Genomic DNA, 19579 nt, shown 5'->3' with positions numbered 1-19579 from the left:
GTAATGATTTAAATGTTTTGTTTTACACAATGTCAAGCCTATCTAATACTCCGCGCCATAAACAACACGACCATAGAAGAATTAGGAGCGTGTAAGATGGCAGAAAGCTTCTCTACCACTCATCGTTTTTTTGATAACAAGTTCTACCCGCGTGGTTTTTCCCGACATGGCGACTTTACGATTAAAGAAGCACAACTGTTGGAACGCCACGGTTACGCGTTTAACGAACTGGATTTGGGTAAACGTGAACCAGTGACTGAGGAAGAGACATCGTTTCTTGCGATGTGTCGCGGCGAACGTAAAGCGGAAACAGAATTGGAAAAAATCTGGTCCAAATATCTGGAACGTGTCCGTCGTCCTAAACGCTTCCATACGTTGTCTGGCGGTAAGCCGCAAATGGATGCAGTGGAAGAATACACTGAAAGTGATGATTAATTAAGAATGGGGCGTTAGCCCCATTTCCTTTTGGGGCAACTCATTACCGAACTTCCGCTATTCAAGGCTTTTGTGGAGCTGGATGAGCAATCGATCCATACAACGGTAGCTCAGCGCTTCGGCAAGATGCTTTCTCTCAATGTTGTCCCGATCGCCAAGGTCAGCGATTGTGCGGGCGACTTTCAATATCCTGTGCCAGGCACGTACGGATAAGCCAAGTTTGTTCATCACGTCCTCAAGGTAAGCCGCATCAGGTGCTTCTAACGCACAGTGTTTTTCTATTTCGCGTGAAGTAAGCAGTGCGTTGATTTTGTTTGCCCGCTTCAGTTGTATCTGTCGTGCGATCAGTACGCGTTCACGAATCGTCGCGCTATTTTCCCCTTGATAATGTTGCTGAGATAACACTCCAGGTGGCAGTAAAGGAACTTCGATCGAAAGGTCAAAGCGATCCAAGAAGGGGCCGGAGAGCTTACTGAGATAGCGTAGTATCTGTTGAGCCGGTAATCGGTTATGAATGCCTTGATAATGCCCTGACGGGCTGGGATTCATCGCGGCGACGAGCTGAACGCGTGCCGGGTAGCACACCTTGGCTCGGGTGCGGGAAATGATAATTTCACCAGATTCCAGAGGTTCTCGCAGCGAGTCTAAGACGCGTCGCTCAAACTCTGGTAATTCATCCAAAAACAGTACACCGTTGTGGGCGAGAGAGATTTCTCCGGGTTTGGGCAGCGAGCCTCCACCTACGAGTGCAGCCATGGAAGAGCTATGGTGAGGTGCTCTGAAGGGCCTGGCTCGCCAGCGTGTCATGGTGGCATCAATGTTGACCAAGCTGTTGATAGCGGCGCTTTCTAACGCCTCTTCATTGCTCAATGGCGGCATCAGATTGCCTAGCCGACTCGCCAGCATCGTTTTCCCTGTTCCTGGCGGCCCTAGCAATAACAGGTTGTGGCCACCTGCCGCCGCGATTTCCAATGCGCGTTTAGCTTGCTCCTGACCGATAATATCCTTCAGGTCTAGTGTATCTTCCCCTGCCTGTATAACGGGCGTGATAGTGGAGCAACTGGGTAGTTCCCCTTCTCCACGGAGAAAAGCACACACCTCTAGCAGATGACCAGCCATCAGCGCTTCACCCTGCGGTATCAATGTCATCTCCCGTTTATTGTCATCTGGCAGGATAAGCTGACGGCCTGATTTTATGGCTTCCAAGGCGGCGGGAATCGCGCCATTAACGCCACGTAACGTGCCAGACAGGCCAAGCTCGCCGAGAAACTCATAGCGGCTTAGCTTTTCACCATCGATTTGTTCTGATGCTGCTAGAATCGCCAAAGCAATGGGTAGATCGTAGCGTCCCCCTTCCTTTGGCAGGTCTGCGGGAGCGAGATTGACCGTGATGCGTTTTGCTGGAAACGTAAATCCGCAATTAATGAGTGCACTGCGCACGCGATCGCGCGCTTCCTTCACGGTGGTTTCTGGTAAGCCTACCAGCGTTAAAGCGGGTAACCCGCTGCTGATGTGAACTTCGATGTAAACGTCCGGTGCTTGTACACCAATCATTGCCCGAGTATAGGTAACTGCCAATGACATACTATTTCCCCTTTGCTGATGGCTTGCATCATGTCTGGTAGGGGAGAAGAAGTAGAGACCGTTGTCGCTAGCCTGCGCGGCAGTGTCATAAAATAATCTTCTGTTTCAGTAATGGATAAAATTTGTGCGTACTGCGCCGCATTTATTTAAGGAAACGGTTCTCTTAACATTATCTGACGATCGGCAACGCATGTTTTCATTGCTACGTTTCCCCTTGCTTGCTCATTTTTACGCCAATAGACGAAAATAATTTTTCATGCTTCTACCTCATGATTACGTTGTGTTTTTTTTCGTATCGTTGGTAATTCTCACCGGTGGCAATGAAAAAAAATGGTTGTAATGGCATGTCTTACTGTGATAACTCTGTAGGCATTCGTTCGACACAAGATTAATGAACAACCTATTATGAAAGCCCTATCCCTAGTGATTAGCCTAGTCGTGATTAGCGTGGTGGTGATTATTATCCCACCGTGCGGGGCTGCACTTGGAAGAAGAATGGCTTAGAAATCAAGGCCTGATTCAAGAAAACCCCCGCACCGAAAGGTCGGGGGTTTTTTGTTGAGCGCAATCTATAACAGAAAGGAACAGAAAATGAACATCAGCACAAAATTCTGTTATTCCCATAAAATGTCGGGGAAATAACTATGAATGGAGCACAGTGGGTGGTACAAGCGTTGCGAGCGCAGGGAGTGGACACCGTTTTTGGGTATCCGGGTGGCGCGATAATGCCAGTCTATGATGCACTTTATGACGGCGGCGTAAAACACCTGCTGTGTCGCCATGAGCAAGGCGCGGCAATGGCGGCGATTGGCTATGCTCGTTCCACGGGTAATGTGGGCGTCTGCATTGCGACATCTGGCCCAGGTGCTACTAACCTGATCACCGGTTTGGCCGATGCGCTGCTGGACTCCGTACCTGTGGTGGCGATCACTGGACAGGTAGGGGCGGCGCTGATTGGCACCGATGCTTTTCAGGAGATCGACGTGTTGGGTCTGTCACTAGCCTGTACGAAACACAGTTTTCTGGTTGAGTCTCTTGAATCATTGCCGGAAGTGATGGCAGAAGCGTTCGCGATTGCCAATAGCGGTCGTCCTGGTCCTGTTCTGGTCGATATTCCTAAAGATATTCAGTTAGCGGTCGGCGATTTCACGCCGAACTTTACGCCCGTTGCTAACGATGTTGATTTCCCCGATCAAGATATTGCGCAGGCGTACGCTCTGTTGGCGAAAGCGCAAAAACCGGTGCTGTACGTTGGCGGTGGAGTCGGCATGGCGAATGCAGTTCCGGCACTGCGTGAATTCCTGAACGTAACGGCTATCCCTTCCGTTTCGACGCTGAAAGGGTTGGGTGCCGTGGATGCCAATCATCCCTATTACCTCGGTATGATTGGTATGCACGGCACGAAGGCGGCGAACCTGATTGTGCAGGAGTGCGATCTGTTAATCGCGGTTGGTGCGCGTTTTGATGACCGCGTGACCGGCAAGTTGAACGCCTTCGCGCCTCATGCCAGCGTTATCCATATTGATATCGACCCAGCGGAGCTGAGTAAATTGCGCCATGCTAATGTGGCTTTGCAAGGTGACTTGAAGGCGATATTACCCGCGCTGCAACAGTCGCTGAACGTTAGCGCATGGCGTCAGCAAGCCATCATGATGAAGGCGGAATATCCGTGGCGTTACGATCATCCCGGTCAGGCGATTTATGCCCCTGCGTTGTTGAAAACGATCTCTGAACGAATGGATGCAGATACGGTGGTCACGACCGATGTAGGTCAGCACCAAATGTGGACTGCACAGCATATGACGTTCAGCCGCCCTGAGAATTTCATCACCTCCAGCGGCCTTGGTACGATGGGCTTCGGCGTACCCGCTGCGGTAGGCGCACAGGTTGCGCGCCCGAACGACATGGTTATCTGCATTTCCGGCGACGGTTCTTTCATGATGAACGTGCAGGAATTGGGCACCATCAAACGAAAACGGCTACCGTTGAAGATCGTACTGCTGGATAACCAACGGTTAGGCATGGTGCGACAGTGGCAGCAGTTATTCTTTGATGAACGCTACAGTGAAACTGACCTCTCCGATAACCCTGATTTCCTGACGCTGGCAAGCGCGTTTGATATCCCCGGCCAGCGCATCACCCGTAAAGATCAAATTGATATCGCGCTGGATGCCCTATTTAACAGCGAAGGACCCTATTTGCTGCACGTATCGATCGATGAATATGAAAACGTCTGGCCGCTGGTTCCGCCGGGTGCTGGTAATGAAACGATGCTCGATAAAATCCAATAAGCTCGATGAAACCCACTAATGGCTGACTTACACAGAATAAGTGCTGGAGACAACAGAATGACACATCATCAACTTTCGATTCAGGCGCGCTTTCGTCCCGAGGTTTTAGAGCGTGTATTGCGTGTTACCCGCCATCGCGGTTTCAAAGTTTGCGCGATGAATATGGTGCAAACCACCAATACCGATCACATTAATATTGAGCTGACCGTTGCCAGCCATCGTTCGGTGGATTTATTGTCAACGCAATTGAGCAAGTTGTTGGATATTGCCTGCGTTGACATTCAACCGATGACGACATCACAGCAGATCAGCGCCTAACGCAAAAGAGTAAGGAAAAAGAAGAATGACAAAAAAAGCGGACTACATTTGGTTCAATGGCGAGATGGTTCCTTGGGCTGAAGCAAAAGTACACGTGATGTCGCATGCCCTGCACTATGGCACCTCCGTGTTTGAGGGTGTTCGTTGCTACAATTCACACAAGGGGCCGGTGGTTTTTCGTCATCGTGAACACATGCAGCGCCTGCGGGATTCGGCAAAAATCTACCGTATGCCCGTCGCGCAAAGCGTGGATGAGTTGATGGAAGCCTGTCGTGAAACATTGCGCAAAAATAACCTGACCAGCGCGTATATTCGTCCGCTGGTGTTTATTGGTGATGTGGGTATGGGTGTTAACCCGCCAGATGGTTATCAAACCGATGTGATCATTGCAGCCTTTCCGTGGGGCGCGTATCTGGGGGAAGAGGCGCTGGAAGCCGGTATTGATGCAATGGTGTCGTCCTGGAATCGTGTCGCGGCGAATACCATTCCAACCGCTGCAAAAGCCGGTGGTAACTATCTGTCCTCCTTGCTGGTGGGTAGTGAAGCACGCCGCCACGGCTATCAGGAAGGGATTGCGTTGGATGTCCACGGCTATGTTTCCGAAGGGGCGGGTGAGAACCTGTTTGAAGTGAAAGACGGTATTATCTTTACGCCGCCGTTTACCTCTTCGGCGCTGCCGGGCATTACGCGTGACGCTATCATCAAACTGGCGAAAGACGCAGGATATGAGGTGCGTGAGCAGGTGCTGTCCCGCGAGTCACTGTATCTGGCGGATGAAGTGTTTATGTCTGGCACGGCGGCGGAAATCACCCCAGTGCGCAGCGTCGATGGCATTCAGGTCGGCGTTGGCAAACGCGGCCCGGTCACCAAAGCCTTGCAGCAGGCGTTCTTCGGCCTCTTTACGGGTGAAACCGAAGATAAATGGGGTTGGTTGGATCCGATAAATCAGTAAGTAATCAATTAAGACAGTCAGGCGGTGATACGTTCCGTCATCGCCCAATTCGTAATTTTTGGAGTAACAGAGCATGCCTAAGTACCGTTCAGCCACAACTACACACGGCCGTAATATGGCGGGTGCCCGAGCCTTGTGGCGCGCCACCGGGATGACCGACGACGATTTTGGTAAACCAATTATTGCCGTGGTCAACTCCTTCACCCAATTCGTGCCGGGCCATGTTCACTTGCGCGATCTGGGCAAACTGGTCGCCGAGCAGATTGAAGCCTCCGGTGGCGTCGCGAAAGAATTTAACACCATTGCGGTGGATGACGGTATCGCGATGGGGCATGGCGGTATGCTCTATTCCCTGCCTTCCCGTGAACTGATCGCCGACTCCGTGGAATACATGGTGAATGCCCACTGCGCGGATGCGATGGTGTGTATCTCCAACTGCGACAAAATCACCCCAGGGATGTTGATGGCGTCGCTGCGCCTGAATATTCCCGTGATTTTTGTCTCTGGTGGCCCAATGGAAGCGGGAAAAACCAAGCTTTCTAACCAAATTATCAAGCTCGATCTCATCGATGCCATGATTCAGGGTGCAAACCCTAACGTTAGCGATGCCGACAGTGAGCAAATTGAACGTTCCGCCTGTCCGACCTGTGGTTCCTGTTCGGGAATGTTTACGGCGAACTCCATGAACTGTCTGACCGAAGCATTAGGGCTTTCTCAGCCAGCCAATGGTTCATTGCTTGCAACGCATGCCGATCGTAAAGATCTGTTCCTGAATGCAGGCACACGTATCGTGGGTCTGGCGAAACGTTATTACGAACAGGATGACGCAAGCGTATTGCCACGCAATATTGCTAATAAAGCCGCATTTGAAAACGCCATGATTCTGGATATCGCCATGGGCGGTTCCACCAATACCGTATTGCACCTGCTGGCAGCGGCACAGGAAGGTGAAATTGATTTCACCATGTCGGATATCGACCGCCTCTCACGTAAGGTGCCGCATCTGTGTAAAGTCGCGCCTAGCGGTCAAAAATACCACATGGAAGACGTACACCGTGCTGGTGGGGTTATCGGTATTTTGGGCGAGTTGGATAGGGCTGGTCTGTTGAATCGTGAAGTCAACAACGTGTTGGGTAAAACGCTGGCTGAAACGTTGGAAACCTACGACGTTATGCTGACGAAGGATGAAAGCGTGAAGCGTATGTATTCTGCTGGCCCGGCGGGTATTCGTACTACCAAGGCGTTTTCCCAGGACTGTCGCTGGGATTCGCTGGATACCGATCGTCAGGAAGGCTGCATTCGTTCACGTGAATATGCTTACAGCCAAGACGGTGGGCTGGCTGTGCTTTACGGCAACATCGCGGAAGATGGCTGTATTGTAAAAACCGCAGGGGTTGATAAAGATAGCCTGATTTTCCGCGGTCCGGCAAAAGTCTACGAAAGTCAGGATGATGCGGTAGACGCGATTCTGGGCGGAAAAGTCGTGGCGGGCGATGTGGTGGTTATCCGTTACGAAGGGCCGAAAGGCGGGCCGGGTATGCAGGAAATGCTGTATCCGACTACCTACCTGAAATCGATGGGATTGGGTAAAAGCTGTGCGTTGATCACCGACGGACGCTTCTCTGGTGGTACGTCAGGGCTGTCTATCGGACATGCGTCACCGGAAGCCGCAAACGGTGGCACCATTGGTTTGGTGCAGAATGGCGACATGATTGCCATTGATATTCCGAATCGCAGCATTGCGCTGGACGTAGCGGAAAATGAATTGGCAAGCCGCCGCGAAGCAGAATTGGCACGAGGCGATGCCGCTTGGACGCCACATAATCGTCAACGCCAGGTTTCTTTTGCGCTACGCGCGTACGCCAGTCTGGCAACCAGCGCAGATAAAGGCGCTGTACGGGATAAAAGCAAGCTGGGAGGCTAATGCTGATGGCTGTGTCACAACCTCTTCCTGCCGCGCCGGGGGGCGCGGAGTATCTGCGGGCGATCTTGCGGTCGCCAGTGTATGAAATCACGCAGGTCACACCGTTGGAGAAAATGGATAAGATCTCTTCGCGGCTGGGTAATGTCATTCTGGTAAAACGTGAAGACAGGCACGCGGTGCACAGTTTTAAGCTGCGCGGCGCGTACGCGATGATGGCGGGTCTGAGCGATGAGCAAAAATCACACGGTGTGGTAACGGCGTCAGCCGGTAACCATGCGCAAGGGGTCGCGCTCTCCTCCAGCAAGCTGGGGATTAAATCGCTGATTGTGATGCCGGTGGCGACAGCCGACATCAAAGTAGATGCGGTGCGTGGTTTTGGCGGAGAAGTGCTGCTACACGGCGCTAACTTTGATGAAGCCAAAGCCAAGGCGATTGAACTGTCAGAGCAGCAGCATATGACCTTTCTGCCGCCGTTCGATCACCCTGCGGTGATTGCCGGACAAGGTACGCTGGCGCTGGAGTTGCTACAGCAGGATGCCCATCTGGATCGTGTGTTTGTGCCCGTCGGTGGTGGTGGTTTGGCGGCGGGTGTTGCCGTACTGATCAAACAGTTGATGCCGCAGATTCAAGTGATTGGCGTGGAAGCGGAAGATTCCGCCTGTCTGCGCGCGGCGCTGGACGCTGGGCAACCGGTCGATCTACCACGTGTTGGGCTGTTTGCCGAAGGTGTGGCGGTGAAGCGCATCGGCAATGAAACTTTCCGCCTGTGTCGGGAATATCTGGATGACGTGATTACCGTCGACAGTGATGCTATCTGTGCAGCCGTGAAAGATCTGTTTGAAGATGTCCGTGCGATTGCGGAACCGTCTGGTGCATTGGCGCTGGCGGGGATGAAAAAATATATCCAACAGCATCAGATTCAGGGTGAGCGTCTGGCGCATATCCTGTCTGGTGCGAACGTCAATTTCCACGGGTTGCGTTACGTTTCTGAACGCTGCGAGCTGGGTGAACAGCGTGAAGCCTTGCTGGCCGTGACGATCCCTGAGAAACAGGGCAGCTTCCTGAAGTTTTGCCAACTGCTGGGCGGTCGTTCCGTTACCGAGTTCAACTATCGTTACGCCGATGCTAAAGACGCCTGCATTTTTGTTGGCGTGCGCCTGACGCGCGGCTATGCGGAGCGGCAGGAGATTATCGCCGAGCTTTCCGCAGACGGTTATGAAGTGGTGGATTTGTCCGATGATGAAATGGCGAAGCTGCACGTTCGCTATATGGTTGGTGGACGCCCTTCCAAACCGTTACAGGAACGGCTGTACAGCTTTGAATTCCCTGAGTCACCGGGCGCGTTGCTGAAGTTCCTGCATACACTGGGAACGCACTGGAATATTTCGCTGTTCCATTATCGCAGCCACGGTACGGATTTTGGCCGCGTGCTGGCCGCGTTCGAACTGGAAGCAGGCGATCGGGAATTCGAACAGCACTTGCAGGCGTTGGGCTATGAATGCCATGACGAAACCAATAACCCAGCATTCCGCTTCTTTCTGGCGGGTTAATTGCTGAGTTTTCTCCTAACGCCGCCGATGGTGTTTCACCGTCGGCGGCGTTATCTTTAATGCAATCTGACAGTAACAGAGATGGCATCTCTTTATGGCAATGCCGTTCACCGGTTTTTCTCAAGTGGGTTTAACGTTTCTTCAACTTGCCTATCAAGGCGTTGTTGAATAAATCTAATTGTGGTGTGTTATTATTATTTTTAAATTAATTACTCGTTTTTCTAATTTCTTTAAATATTGCTAATTATTATTTTCTAGGTTAATTTGGTGAAAAGTGGGGTAACACGTGGAGATCGAGTGTGAAAAATAAAGAAAAACGTGTCATTCAGTTAAATGAACAATTAAAAAGTAGCCTTATTAATAGTTCATTACCACCTGAAGAAATACTCGCATTGATGATGAAACTATGCCTTTCGCTGATGCAGGTGACCCAAAGTAATTTGGTGGAAATGAAAACGTCAGATGGGCAAAAGCTTTCACTCAAGCTTGAGACATTATCAGTGCATTAATAATATTTATTCTTAGAGGGAGCTAAAAATGTCGAGTATTATCTATTTGGAATTGACGGGCGATAAACAGGGGTTAATTTCTTCTGGTTGTTCAACATTGCAGTCAATTGGTAATAGAAGTCAAATTGGTCATGAAGATTAAATTAAAGTATTAAGTTTAAACACAAAACGAAAATAGGAAAATTACACATCAACAGCAAGCGGAATTGTTTAATATGGTTTACATCAGGTATATAGAAATAGCGAAATAGCGATACGCACGCTATTCCACTGATGTACCCGGTAGAGTGAATTGGGCTGAACTTCATCCCGCTATTCGAGATATTTTGGTGGATCTGGCCTATCAAGGGATCGCTGGGGAGACGACTATCCCTGTCGCAGCAAAGAATGATATCGATCTGTTAATAAATAAAATAGAAAATACACCGAAGTTGCTAGAGTATGAGGCCGGAAGAAATCGAGCGGGTTATCTAAGGATGAAAAAATGAAACCTATATATTTTTGTATATTGATGTTATTTGTAGTAAACGGTATATTTCCTGCATTTGGTGAAATTTACCTGAACCAATTTAATTTGATGAAAAAAACGTTATGTAAAGACCTAATGAAAGGAGAGAGTTATCATGAAGTGGATATTTGTATTGATCGGATGCTTGCTGATTCGACAGAAAAATTAGAACAAAAAAATAAAGAAGCAATAAGCTTTCTTTCCAAATTTATAACTATGGAAGATGAGGAAAGTGCAGTTAAGCTCTTCAAAGCAGATCAAGCCGCGTGGAAAAATTATGTTGTCCATCGTTGTGCGTATAAAGTACACCCGTATATTAAAGATAGCCCTATTTATTTCTCAGATAAAAGCCTTTGCGAGGCGGTCGAAAACTACAGACGGATCGAGTCGCTAGACGGTGAACTCAATATCCCTTAATACTCATCCTTTAGATAAGTGTGTCACGCCGCCGATGGTATTTCACTGGCGGCGTAAAAAATAGAGAGTACGCAAGAGTTGCTAGATTTTTAGGCCGGAAGAAATCGAGGGGGTTATTTAAGGATGAGAAAATGAAAAATATTTACTTCTTTATTTCGATGTTATTTTCTGTGAGCGGTATATCTCCTGCATTTGGTGAGATTTACTGGAGTAAACTGGATTCGATGGAAAAAGTGCTATGTAAAGATATTATGAAAGGCGAGACCTATTGGGAGTTGTATAGGTGTACTGAGCGGATGAATTTTGATTCGACAGAGAAACTGAAAAAGAAAAATAAAGAAGTAATAAAATATCTCTCCAAACTTAAGGATTCTGGTAGATCGGAGGAGGTGATTATGCTTTTCAAAAAAGATCAGATTGCGTGGAAAAATTACGTTGTTCATCGTTGTGCGTATAAGGGACACTCGTATGATAAAGATAGCTACGTTTATTTCTCAAATAAAGATCTTTGCGAGGCGGTAGAAAATTATAGGCGGATCGAAACATTAGAAGGCGAACCTAGCATACCTTAATGCTCATCCTTTGGATAAGCGTGTCACGCCGCCGATGGTGTTTTACAGTCGGCGGCGTTATCTTTAATGCTATCTGACAGCAACAGGGATGGTATTTCTTTATGGCAACGCCGTTCCGCACGCTGGTGGATGCAGAATGTTATGGCCTACTTAGAGGCTCTGACGACCAGAATATAAGTCAGAGTAAAAGACAGCACGATGGCGATCGCCATACCGGAGATAGCGTAGCTAAAGTACGGGCCGATATACGCTGGCAGGCTGAAAATACTCGACAGAATGTAGCCATACAGCCGGACACCGAAGTACGCGATGAAGGCTGAGGCGATGGAGCTGGCTACCGTGGCGGAGATAAACGCTTTTTTGTACTTGGTCAGCACGCCGAAGAGCGCGGGTTCGGTGATGCCCAGCAGCGCAGACACACCAGCAGATAGCACGACAGATTTGTCCTGACGGGTTTTGGCATGGAAGTAAATGGCAAACGTGGCACCTGCAATTGCCATATTGGCCATACACATCATTGGCATCAGCATATCAAAACCCTGGTCAGAGAAGTTTTGTAGCGCAATGGGTGTCATGGCGTGATGCATACCGGTCAGGATGGCGACAGGCCGGATCGCACCCACCACAAAACCAGCGAATACTGCGGATATATCGAACAGGCTCTGGATAAACAGCGCCAGCAGCTTGCCGAGATAAATCCCGAATGGTCCGATAACGGTGAGTGACACCAGTGCGGTGATAAACAGCGTCAGCGTTGGGGTAAACACCGTTTTCAGCACCGAAGGCATAATGTGATCGACCCAACGGTGGATATAGCTCAACGCCAGAACGGAGAAAATCACTGGAATGACGCTGGCGGAGTAGTTGAACACCGAAATGGGCAGTACACCCATGAAGTAAAAGGCGCTGACCGCATCAGGGCTGTGGCTGGCTAGCGCTTTTGCAGCCTCCATCAACGACGGATACATCAGGCATGCCGCTACCGCTGCGGCTAAATATTCGTTCGTTTTGAATATCTTGGCAGCCGAGACGGCGAGGAAAAACGGCAGGAAATAAAATACGCCGCTAGCGATCAGATCGATGACGATCACGGTATCGGTTTTGGCAGAAACCACTTTCAAGGCAATCAGCCCTGCCAGCAGCCCTTTGATCATCCCCGCACCCGCAATGGCGGGTACGATCGGACCAAATACGCCAGAAACCGTATCCATGAACAGAGAGATCAGCCCTTTTTTCTGCTTTTTCGCGTCTGGCTGTGCTGTTGTTGTGGAAGAAAGACCTGTCGGAGAAAGCTGTGCGTTCAACAGTTCGTAATACTCGCTGACCTGTGGCCCGATAATAATCTGAAATTGCTCACTTTGATGTTGAGCACCTAATATACCCGGTAGGTTCTTGATTGCGTCAGTCTGCACCTTACTTTCATCAACTAAATCAAATCTAAGTCGAGTCATACAGTGCCAGACTTTATTAATATTATCGTTTCCACCAACCAGTTTAATGATCGACTGAATAACGTCATTTTTTTCCATGGAATAAACTCCCCGCATAGCCTTGTGTTATTTTTTGGTTGAATTATTTCCTCAGATAGTAAGAAATTAAAAAATAAAAAACAAACCAATAAAACATGAGGTTCATCACATGATTAGTCTGTTAGATGGGTTTTGTTGCTAGTAACCTATAATTGGTCTGGTTTTTTAGTCAATTAAGTGGCTTTTACAAACCAAAATAATTCTTTTTAAGAATAGGTTTACAATAAAAGAAAAAATAAGTAGAAAACAAAAAAGAAACTGATTTTAGACTGTGTTTTTGCCGGATATAGCTATTTCGGTAAGCACTCCGGAGGATATTTTTGTGTTGCCGACAATCATTACTGACATTGAATGTCTTGTTACGCGTCCCGACCGCCATAATTTAGTAACGGTGGTGGTTTATACGGATAAAGGCGTTACGGGTTATGGGTGTGCGACTTTCCAGCAACGTCCGCTAGCCGTAAAAGCGATGGTAGACGAGTACCTCAAACCGCTTCTGCTAGGACGAGATGCTAACCACATTGAAGATCTGTGGCACATGATGATGGTCAACGCTTATTGGCGTAATGGTCCGGTTATCAACAATGCGGTGGCGGGCGTCGATATGGCGCTGTGGGATATCAAAGGCAAACTGGCGGATATGCCGCTTTATCACCTGTTTGGTGGGAAATCCCGCGATGCCATTGCTGCTTACAGCCATGCTGCCAGCGATACGCTGGACGGGCTGTATCAGGAAGTGGATCGGCTGTATGCGCAAGGCTATCGTCATATCCGCTGCCAGCTAGGATTCTATGGCGGTAATCCTGATGCGCTGCACAGCACGCGGCAGCCAACGGAGGGAGCCTATTACGATCAGGATCAGTACATGGCCAACACGCTCGCCATGTTCCGTGCGCTGCGCGAGAAATACGGCGATCGTTTCCACATTCTGCATGATGTCCATGAGCGTCTGTTCCCGAATCAGGCAGTGCAGTTCGCCAAAGCAGTAGAAGTTTATCGTCCCTATTTCATCGAAGACATTTTGCCGCCTGCGCAAAATGAGTGGCTGGCGCAAATCCGCAGCCAGAGCGCGGTGCCGCTCGCGACCGGAGAGCTGTTTAATAACCCCGCCGAGTGGCAGAGCCTGGTGATTAATCGACAGGTTGATTACATTCGCTGCCATGTCTCACAGATTGGCGGGATTACGCCAGCGCTGAAACTGGGCGCGTTCTGTCAGAACTTTGGCGTTCGTCTCGCGTGGCATTGCCCGCCGGATATGACGCCCATCGGTGCGGCGGTCAACATTCACCTGAATATCCACCTGCATAACGCCGCGATTCAGGAATTTGTCGCTTACTCGGAAAATACCCGCAAGGTCTTCCCGCAAGCGGTGGAACCGGAGAATGGCTATCTGTATCCGATTGAACGTCCCGGTATTGGCGTGGGTATCGATCTGAACGCGGCGCGGCAGTTCCCCGTTGTCTATCGCCCACACGAGTGGACGCAGAGCCGCTTGCCAGATGGCACGATGCATACGCCCTGAGTGAAGCATTAAGGCGACTGGCGGAAATTCAGGTTATCGCGGTTGAAGGGGATGACATAGGTACAGGTGTAGTTGATGTCGATGATATCGCTCGATTCGTACACACGGCCGCCCTGTAAAATACCGCGATTAAGAATATGCATCGCCGCCGTACCTTTCTTGCAATCCAGCAGCTCAGCCTGTGCTTTCGTGATATTAACCGCCTGATAATGTGTCAGGTAGTGTGAAATCGCATAGCCCTTGCTGAGCACATACTGCTGAATAGAGCCTTCAATGATCTTCTGACTCATTTCCGGGAAGTCTGCGGCAGGCATTTTCGATATCTCAATCTGTACTTTGCGGTTATCGACATAACGTAAGCGGCTGAATTCCCAGATGAACGAATTTTCGCCGATAGCAAATATCTGCTGCTCCTCTCGGCTTGGCAGCCGTTTATGTAGACTAAGCAGGCGAGATGAAATCTGAGTAAATTTCTTTTCGGTAATCGAGTTATAAACCAATGGATTACTGCGAACGTTCTGATTAATAAAGTTACCAGATCCTTGCACCATATGGATCGCGCCGATACTGGCAAGCTTTTCCAGCGCCTGACGAATAGTGAAGCGTGACACGCCGTATTCTTCCGCCAATTGACGTTCTGGTGGCAGCTTTTCCGGCAGCGGATCGGTGTGCTGATAGATTTTGCTCAGTAAATCCTGCGCGATGAAATCTTTCTTTTTCATGGCTGTCTCAAATAGCCCTGCCAGCGTGGCTGGCTGGGTCGTTTGCATCGAATCAGTGGTGGCAGAAGTGATGAATAACCTGCGAAATCAGTTCCCGCGTCGGTTTGATAAACGCGGTATCGATATATTCGTCCGGCTGGTGTGCCTGCTCGATCGAGCCTGGCCCTAAGACCAGCGTCGGACACAGCGTCTGAATAAACGGTGCTTCGGTACAGTAATTCACGATTTCCGTTTTCGTCCCCAGCAGATTCTCCACGACGGATACCAAACGGTGATCCGGTGGGCACTCATAGCCGGGAATCGGTGGATGCAGCTCGCTGATGGTCAAGCGTCCCGGCCAACGCTGGCTGACGGGCGCAAGCGCTTCTGACAGCAGCCCGTCCAGATCGTTAAGCGTAATACCCGGCAACGGGCGAATATCCATATGCAGTTCACAGCAGCCGCAGATGCGGTTAGCGGCATCGCCGCCGTGAATGTGGCCGAGATTCATTGTGGGATAAGGAATGTGGAAAATGGGGTTGTGATAGCGTTCCTGTAGCGTGTTACGCAGCACCAGCAAGTGGGAAATCGCTTCGTGCATCAGCTCAATCGCGTTCACGCCGCGCGACGGATCGCTGGAGTGGCCGGATTGTCCCTGAATGCGGATCGCGTTGGACATATGGCCTTTGTGGGCACGCACCGGTTGCAGTGAAGTCGGTTCACCGATAATGGCGCAGTCTGGGCGAATCTGCGTCGATTCGGAGAAATATTTGGCACCGGCCATGGTCGTCTCTTCATCCGCCGTTGCCAGCACGTAGAACGGTTTCGTGAGTTTGGTCGGATCGATATCGCGTAAGGCATCCAGAATAAAGGCAAAGAATCCTTTCATATCCGCTGTACCCAGACCGTACAGCTTGTTGTCGTGTTCAGTCAGCGTGAAGGGATCGCGCGTCCAACGGCCATCGTCGAACGGGACGGTGTCGGTATGCCCTGCCAACAATAAGCCACCTTTTCCTTCACCAATCCGCGCCAGCATATTAAATTTATTGAGGGTGCCAGGAACGGGTTGGACTTCCACATGGAAGCCGAGATCGCCGAACCAGCCTGCCAGCAGGTTGATTAAGGTATGATTACTTTGATCGAGCGCGCTGTCGGTGGCGCTGATGGACGGTGTGGCGATCAATGCCCGATATAGCTCAATAAAAGGGGGTAAATTCATCTTCACTGTTGACAGCCTCTGGTTAGGATAGTATCAATATTCATGCATTTATTTTGAATAAAAATACAATAATGCTCAGCGAAAGGAAACCCAAAGGTGCGGCGATGACGATTTGTCACTTTCACTGAGTTTCGCGGGTGAACAGCGTACCGACGCTGGTGAACCCTATTACCTGTTCCATAGATAAATAAGAAGGTATACGGATCCCATGCTGAATACGCTGATTGTTGGTGCAAGTGGTTATACTGGCGCTGAGCTTGCGCTCTACCTGAACCGTCACCCACAGATGAACATAACCGCTTTGATGGTTTCTGCGCAAAGTGTCGATGCAGGAAAATTGATTTCTGATTTACATCCGCAGCTCAAAGGCATCATCGATATTCCGGTAAAACCGCTGGCCGATGTTGAAGACGCGGCAAAAGGTGTGGATGTCGTTTTTTTGGCGACCGACCATAAAGTCAGCCACGATTTGGCTCCGGTTTTTCTGGCTGCTGGCTGCACTGTCTTTGATTTATCCGGCGCGTTTCGCGTGCAGGATATTGATATCTATACCCGTTATTATGGGTTTGAACACCAGCATGCGGACTGGCTGGTTCAGGCGGTATACGGTTTGGCTGAATGGAATGCTGAGAGCGTGAAGCAAGCACAACTGATTGCTGTACCTGGCTGCTACCCGACAGTCGCACAACTGTCACTCAAGCCGCTGCTGGATGCTCAACTGCTGAATTCGGCACAGTGGCCAGTAATTAATGCCGTGAGCGGCGTGAGCGGGGCGGGGCGCAAAGCATCGCTGACCAGCAGCTTCTGTGAAGTCAGCCTGCAACCGTATGGCATTTTCAACCACCGCCATGGTGTTGAAATTTCAACGCATCTCGGTACGCCGGTGATCTTCACGCCGCATCTCGGTAATTTTGCGCGTGGAATACTGGCGACCATCACCTGTCGTCTGCAACCTGGCGTCACCCAGCAGGATATCGCGGAAGCTTACCACACGGCCTATCACGATAAGCCACTGGTGCGCCTGTATGATAAGGGTGTCCCGGCGCTGAAATCCGTTGTCGGCCTGCCGTTCTGCGATATCGGTTTCTCCGTTGACGGTGAGCACCTCATCGTGGTGGCAACCGAAGATAACCTGCTGAAAGGCGCGGCGGCGCAGGCGGTGCAATGCATGAACATTCGTTTTGGTTTCCCTGAAACCCAATCATTAATTTAATCACTACTGGTCCCGACATTTCGAGGCGCGAAGCATAATGAATCCGTTAATTATCAAGTTAGGTGGCGTTTTACTGGATAGCGAAGAAGCGCTGGAACGTCTGTTCACTGCGCTGGTGGCTTACCGTCAGGAGCATCAGCGCCCGCTGGTGATTGTGCACGGCGGCGGCTGTCTGGTGGATGACCTGATGAAGAAACTGTCGCTGCCTGTCGTGAAGAAAAACGGCCTGCGCGTCACGCCTGCCGATCAGATCGACATCATCACCGGTGCGTTGGCGGGTTCTGCCAACAAGACGCTACTGTCATGGGCGAAAAAGCATGATATCAACGCAGTCGGTTTGTGTCTGGGTGATGGTGGCAGTACGACGGTTACGCAGTTAGACGAAGCTCTGGGCTTTGTGGGTAAAGCGGAAGCAGGTTCACCTGCGCTGCTGAATACGCTGCTGTCAGCAGGCTATCTGCCTGTCGTTAGCTCCATTGGCATTACGGCGCAGGGCGACCTGATGAACGTCAACGCCGATCAGGCGGCGACGGCGCTGGCGCAAACGCTGGGCGCGGATTTAATCTTGCTGTCTGACGTGAGCGGCATTCTGGACGGTAAAGGCCAGCGTATCGCCGAAATGACGGCGGAAAAAGCCGAACAACTGATTGCTCAAGGCATCATCACCGATGGCATGATTGTTAAGGTCAACGCCGCGTTGGATGCCGCTCGTGCGCTGGGTCGTCCGGTTGATATCGCCAGCTGGCGTCATGCTGAGCAGCTACCTGCGCTGTTCAATGGCGTGGCGATTGGCACGCGTATTCTGGCGTAAGTCGTTTCTGGGTATGGCATGATGCGATACCAATATGAATTAAATTCTGGGAGTAAGAGTTATGGCTTTGTGGGGCGGTCGGTTTAGTCAGGCAGCAGATCAGCGTTTTAAACAATTTAATGACTCACTGCGGTTTGATTACCGTCTGGCGGAGCAGGACATCGTTGGCTCGATCGGTTGGTCGAAAGCGTTGGTGACGGTCAATGTGCTTAGCGAGCAGGAGCAGCAGCAGCTGGAACAGGCGCTGAATGCGCTGCTGGTTGAGGTGCAAGCCGATCCTGAAATGATCCTGCAAAGCGATGCAGAAGACATTCACAGTTGGGTTGAGCTGCGCCTGATTGAGAAAGTCGGCGATTTGGGTAAAAAACTGCATACCGGTCGTAGCCGTAACGATCAGGTCGCAACCGACCTGAAGCTGTGGTGCAAAGCACAGATTGCCGAGCTGCTGCTGTCAGTACGCCAGCTGCGTCAGGCGCTGGTCACAACGGCAGAAGCGAATCAGGATGCCGTGATGCCGGGTTACACCCACTTGCAGCGCGCACAGCCGGTGACGTTTGCACACTGGTGTCTGGCCTATCATGAAATGCTAGTGCGAGATGAAAGCCGTCTGGAAGATACGCTGAAGCGTCTGGATGTCAGCCCACTGGGCTGTGGCGCGCTGGCAGGAACGGCTTATCCGATTGACCGTGAGCAACTGGCGGGCTGGCTGGGATTTGCCTCAGCTACGCGCAATAGCCTGGACACGGTTTCCGATCGCGATCATGTACTGGAACTGCTGTCCGACGCCTCGATCGGTATGATCCACCTGTCGCGTTTTGCCGAAGATTTGATCTTCTTCAACAGTGGTGAAGCGGCGTTCGTTGAGCTGTCTGACCGTGTGACATCCGGTTCTTCCCTGATGCCGCAGAAGAAAAACCCGGATGCGCTGGAGCTGATTCGCGGTAAATGTGGCCGCGTACAGGGGGCATTGACCGGCATGATGATGACGCTCAAAGGTCTGCCGCTGGCGTATAACAAGGACATGCAGGAAGACAAAGAAGGGCTATTTGATGCGTTGGATACCTGGCACGATTGCCTGATGATGGCAAGTCTGGTGCTGGAAGGTATTCAGGTGAAACGTCCGCGCTGTAAAGAAGCGGCCGAGCAAGGCTACGCAAATTCAACAGAACTGGCAGACTATCTGGTCGCGAAAGGCGTTCCGTTCCGTGAAGCGCACCATATCGTGGGCGAAGCGGTAGTTGAAGCCATTCGTCAGGGCAAAGCGTTGGAAGCACTGCCGTTGGCCGATCTGCAAAAATTCAGCGCCGTGATTGGCGAGGATGTATACCCGATTCTGGCGTTGCAATCCTGTCTGGATAAACGTGCTGCACAGGGTGGGGTATCACCGCAGCAGGTCGCTAAAGCGATTGATGATGCGAAACAGCGCTTAGATTAAGCCACTGGAATAGGTCTAAGCCGTTCCCCCCAGCGTGGTGTTTCGCGTTGGGGGGGATTTCTGCGTCACCCATCTAATTCTTCTACAAA

At 50.5% G+C, this 19579-nt stretch carries 18 protein-coding genes and 1 pseudogene; 15 read left to right on the top strand and 4 right to left on the bottom strand.

Features of this window, described 5'->3' with window-relative positions:
- The first annotated feature begins 96 nt into the window (after window positions 1-96).
- Window positions 97-435 carry a DUF413 domain-containing protein gene (locus AACH44_RS19485; RefSeq protein ID WP_261849832.1) on the top strand — a complete coding sequence of 113 codons (339 nt, stop codon included), beginning with the start codon at window positions 97-99 and terminating at the stop codon, window positions 433-435.
- Window positions 436-492: 57 nt separating this feature from the next.
- Here AACH44_RS19485 and AACH44_RS19480 read toward each other — a convergent pair whose 3' ends face one another.
- The gene (locus AACH44_RS19480; RefSeq protein WP_261849833.1) at window positions 493-2019 is read right to left on the bottom strand and encodes a YifB family Mg chelatase-like AAA ATPase; all 1527 of its coding nucleotides are present in this window, start codon (window positions 2017-2019) and stop codon (window positions 493-495) included.
- A 405-nt stretch (window positions 2020-2424) separates the two neighbouring features.
- Here AACH44_RS19480 and ilvL point away from each other — a divergent pair, with 405 nt between their 5' ends.
- The 10 genes and pseudogenes from ilvL (at window position 2425) to AACH44_RS19430 (ending at window position 11060) form a co-directional block, all read left to right on the top strand.
- Window positions 2425-2523 carry an ilv operon leader peptide gene (gene ilvL / locus AACH44_RS19475; RefSeq protein WP_071531109.1) on the top strand — a complete coding sequence of 33 codons (99 nt, stop codon included), beginning with the start codon at window positions 2425-2427 and terminating at the stop codon, window positions 2521-2523.
- Between the two features lie 140 nt (window positions 2524-2663).
- Window positions 2664-4310 (top strand): acetolactate synthase 2 catalytic subunit, encoded by a 1647-nt coding sequence (gene ilvG, locus AACH44_RS19470; RefSeq protein ID WP_261849834.1) that lies wholly within the window; start codon window positions 2664-2666, stop codon window positions 4308-4310.
- A gap of 57 nt (window positions 4311-4367) precedes the next feature.
- Window positions 4368-4628 (top strand): acetolactate synthase 2 small subunit, encoded by a 261-nt coding sequence (gene ilvM / locus AACH44_RS19465; protein WP_005969103.1) that lies wholly within the window; start codon window positions 4368-4370, stop codon window positions 4626-4628.
- 25 nt (window positions 4629-4653) lie between these two features.
- A complete protein-coding gene (locus tag AACH44_RS19460; RefSeq protein WP_095700894.1) occupies window positions 4654-5580 on the top strand; it encodes a branched-chain amino acid transaminase in 927 nt (308 codons plus the stop codon).
- Window positions 5581-5653: 73 nt separating this feature from the next.
- On the top strand, window positions 5654-7504 hold the full coding sequence (ilvD, locus tag AACH44_RS19455) for a dihydroxy-acid dehydratase (RefSeq protein ID WP_261849835.1): 1851 nt from the start codon (window positions 5654-5656) through the stop codon (window positions 7502-7504).
- A 5-nt stretch (window positions 7505-7509) separates the two neighbouring features.
- Window positions 7510-9054, top strand: a complete 1545-nt coding sequence (gene ilvA / locus AACH44_RS19450; RefSeq protein WP_261849836.1) for a threonine ammonia-lyase, biosynthetic — start codon at window positions 7510-7512, stop codon at window positions 9052-9054.
- A 299-nt stretch (window positions 9055-9353) separates the two neighbouring features.
- Window positions 9354-9563 carry a hypothetical protein gene (locus tag AACH44_RS19445; RefSeq protein WP_338659414.1) on the top strand — a complete coding sequence of 70 codons (210 nt, stop codon included), beginning with the start codon at window positions 9354-9356 and terminating at the stop codon, window positions 9561-9563.
- A gap of 28 nt (window positions 9564-9591) precedes the next feature.
- A pseudogene (locus AACH44_RS19440) lies at window positions 9592-9702 on the top strand (type VI secretion system tube protein Hcp); the annotation flags it as partial.
- A 345-nt stretch (window positions 9703-10047) separates the two neighbouring features.
- A complete protein-coding gene (locus tag AACH44_RS19435) occupies window positions 10048-10488 on the top strand; it encodes a lysozyme inhibitor LprI family protein (protein ID WP_261849838.1) in 441 nt (146 codons plus the stop codon).
- Between the two features lie 131 nt (window positions 10489-10619).
- Window positions 10620-11060, top strand: coding sequence for a lysozyme inhibitor LprI family protein (locus AACH44_RS19430; protein ID WP_261849839.1), 441 nt, complete (start codon window positions 10620-10622; stop codon window positions 11058-11060).
- Window positions 11061-11206: 146 nt separating this feature from the next.
- Here the strand turns inward: AACH44_RS19430 and AACH44_RS19425 are convergent, their stop codons facing one another.
- Complete coding sequence (locus AACH44_RS19425; RefSeq protein WP_261849840.1) at window positions 11207-12589, bottom strand: PTS transporter subunit EIIC; 1383 nt, start codon at window positions 12587-12589, stop codon at window positions 11207-11209.
- Between the two features lie 322 nt (window positions 12590-12911).
- Here AACH44_RS19425 and AACH44_RS19420 point away from each other — a divergent pair, with 322 nt between their 5' ends.
- On the top strand, window positions 12912-14111 hold the full coding sequence (locus tag AACH44_RS19420; RefSeq protein WP_261849841.1) for a starvation-sensing protein RspA: 1200 nt from the start codon (window positions 12912-12914) through the stop codon (window positions 14109-14111).
- A gap of 8 nt (window positions 14112-14119) precedes the next feature.
- Here AACH44_RS19420 and AACH44_RS19415 read toward each other — a convergent pair whose 3' ends face one another.
- Window positions 14120-14833, bottom strand: coding sequence for a GntR family transcriptional regulator (locus AACH44_RS19415; RefSeq protein WP_261849842.1), 714 nt, complete (start codon window positions 14831-14833; stop codon window positions 14120-14122).
- A 52-nt stretch (window positions 14834-14885) separates the two neighbouring features.
- Window positions 14886-16037, bottom strand: coding sequence for an acetylornithine deacetylase (argE, locus tag AACH44_RS19410; protein ID WP_261849843.1), 1152 nt, complete (start codon window positions 16035-16037; stop codon window positions 14886-14888).
- Window positions 16038-16239: 202 nt separating this feature from the next.
- On the opposite strand from argE, the gene argC reads away from it, so the two are divergent.
- The 3 genes from argC to argH all read left to right on the top strand — a co-directional run bounded on the left by argC (window position 16240) and on the right by argH (window position 19490).
- Window positions 16240-17244: an N-acetyl-gamma-glutamyl-phosphate reductase gene (gene argC / locus AACH44_RS19405; RefSeq protein WP_261849844.1), complete on the top strand. Its 1005-nt coding sequence runs from the start codon at window positions 16240-16242 to the stop codon at window positions 17242-17244.
- A gap of 37 nt (window positions 17245-17281) precedes the next feature.
- Complete coding sequence (gene argB / locus AACH44_RS19400; RefSeq protein ID WP_015842151.1) at window positions 17282-18055, top strand: acetylglutamate kinase; 774 nt, start codon at window positions 17282-17284, stop codon at window positions 18053-18055.
- A 61-nt stretch (window positions 18056-18116) separates the two neighbouring features.
- Window positions 18117-19490 carry an argininosuccinate lyase gene (argH, locus tag AACH44_RS19395; RefSeq protein ID WP_261849845.1) on the top strand — a complete coding sequence of 458 codons (1374 nt, stop codon included), beginning with the start codon at window positions 18117-18119 and terminating at the stop codon, window positions 19488-19490.
- The last annotated feature ends 89 nt before the right edge of the window (window positions 19491-19579 follow it).

It is taken from the genome of Pectobacterium araliae (assembly GCF_037076465.1).
Taxonomy (GTDB): domain Bacteria; phylum Pseudomonadota; class Gammaproteobacteria; order Enterobacterales; family Enterobacteriaceae; genus Pectobacterium; species Pectobacterium araliae.
Note: the sequence above shows the minus strand (reverse complement) of the source record. Positions and strands in the feature narration are given on the sequence as shown.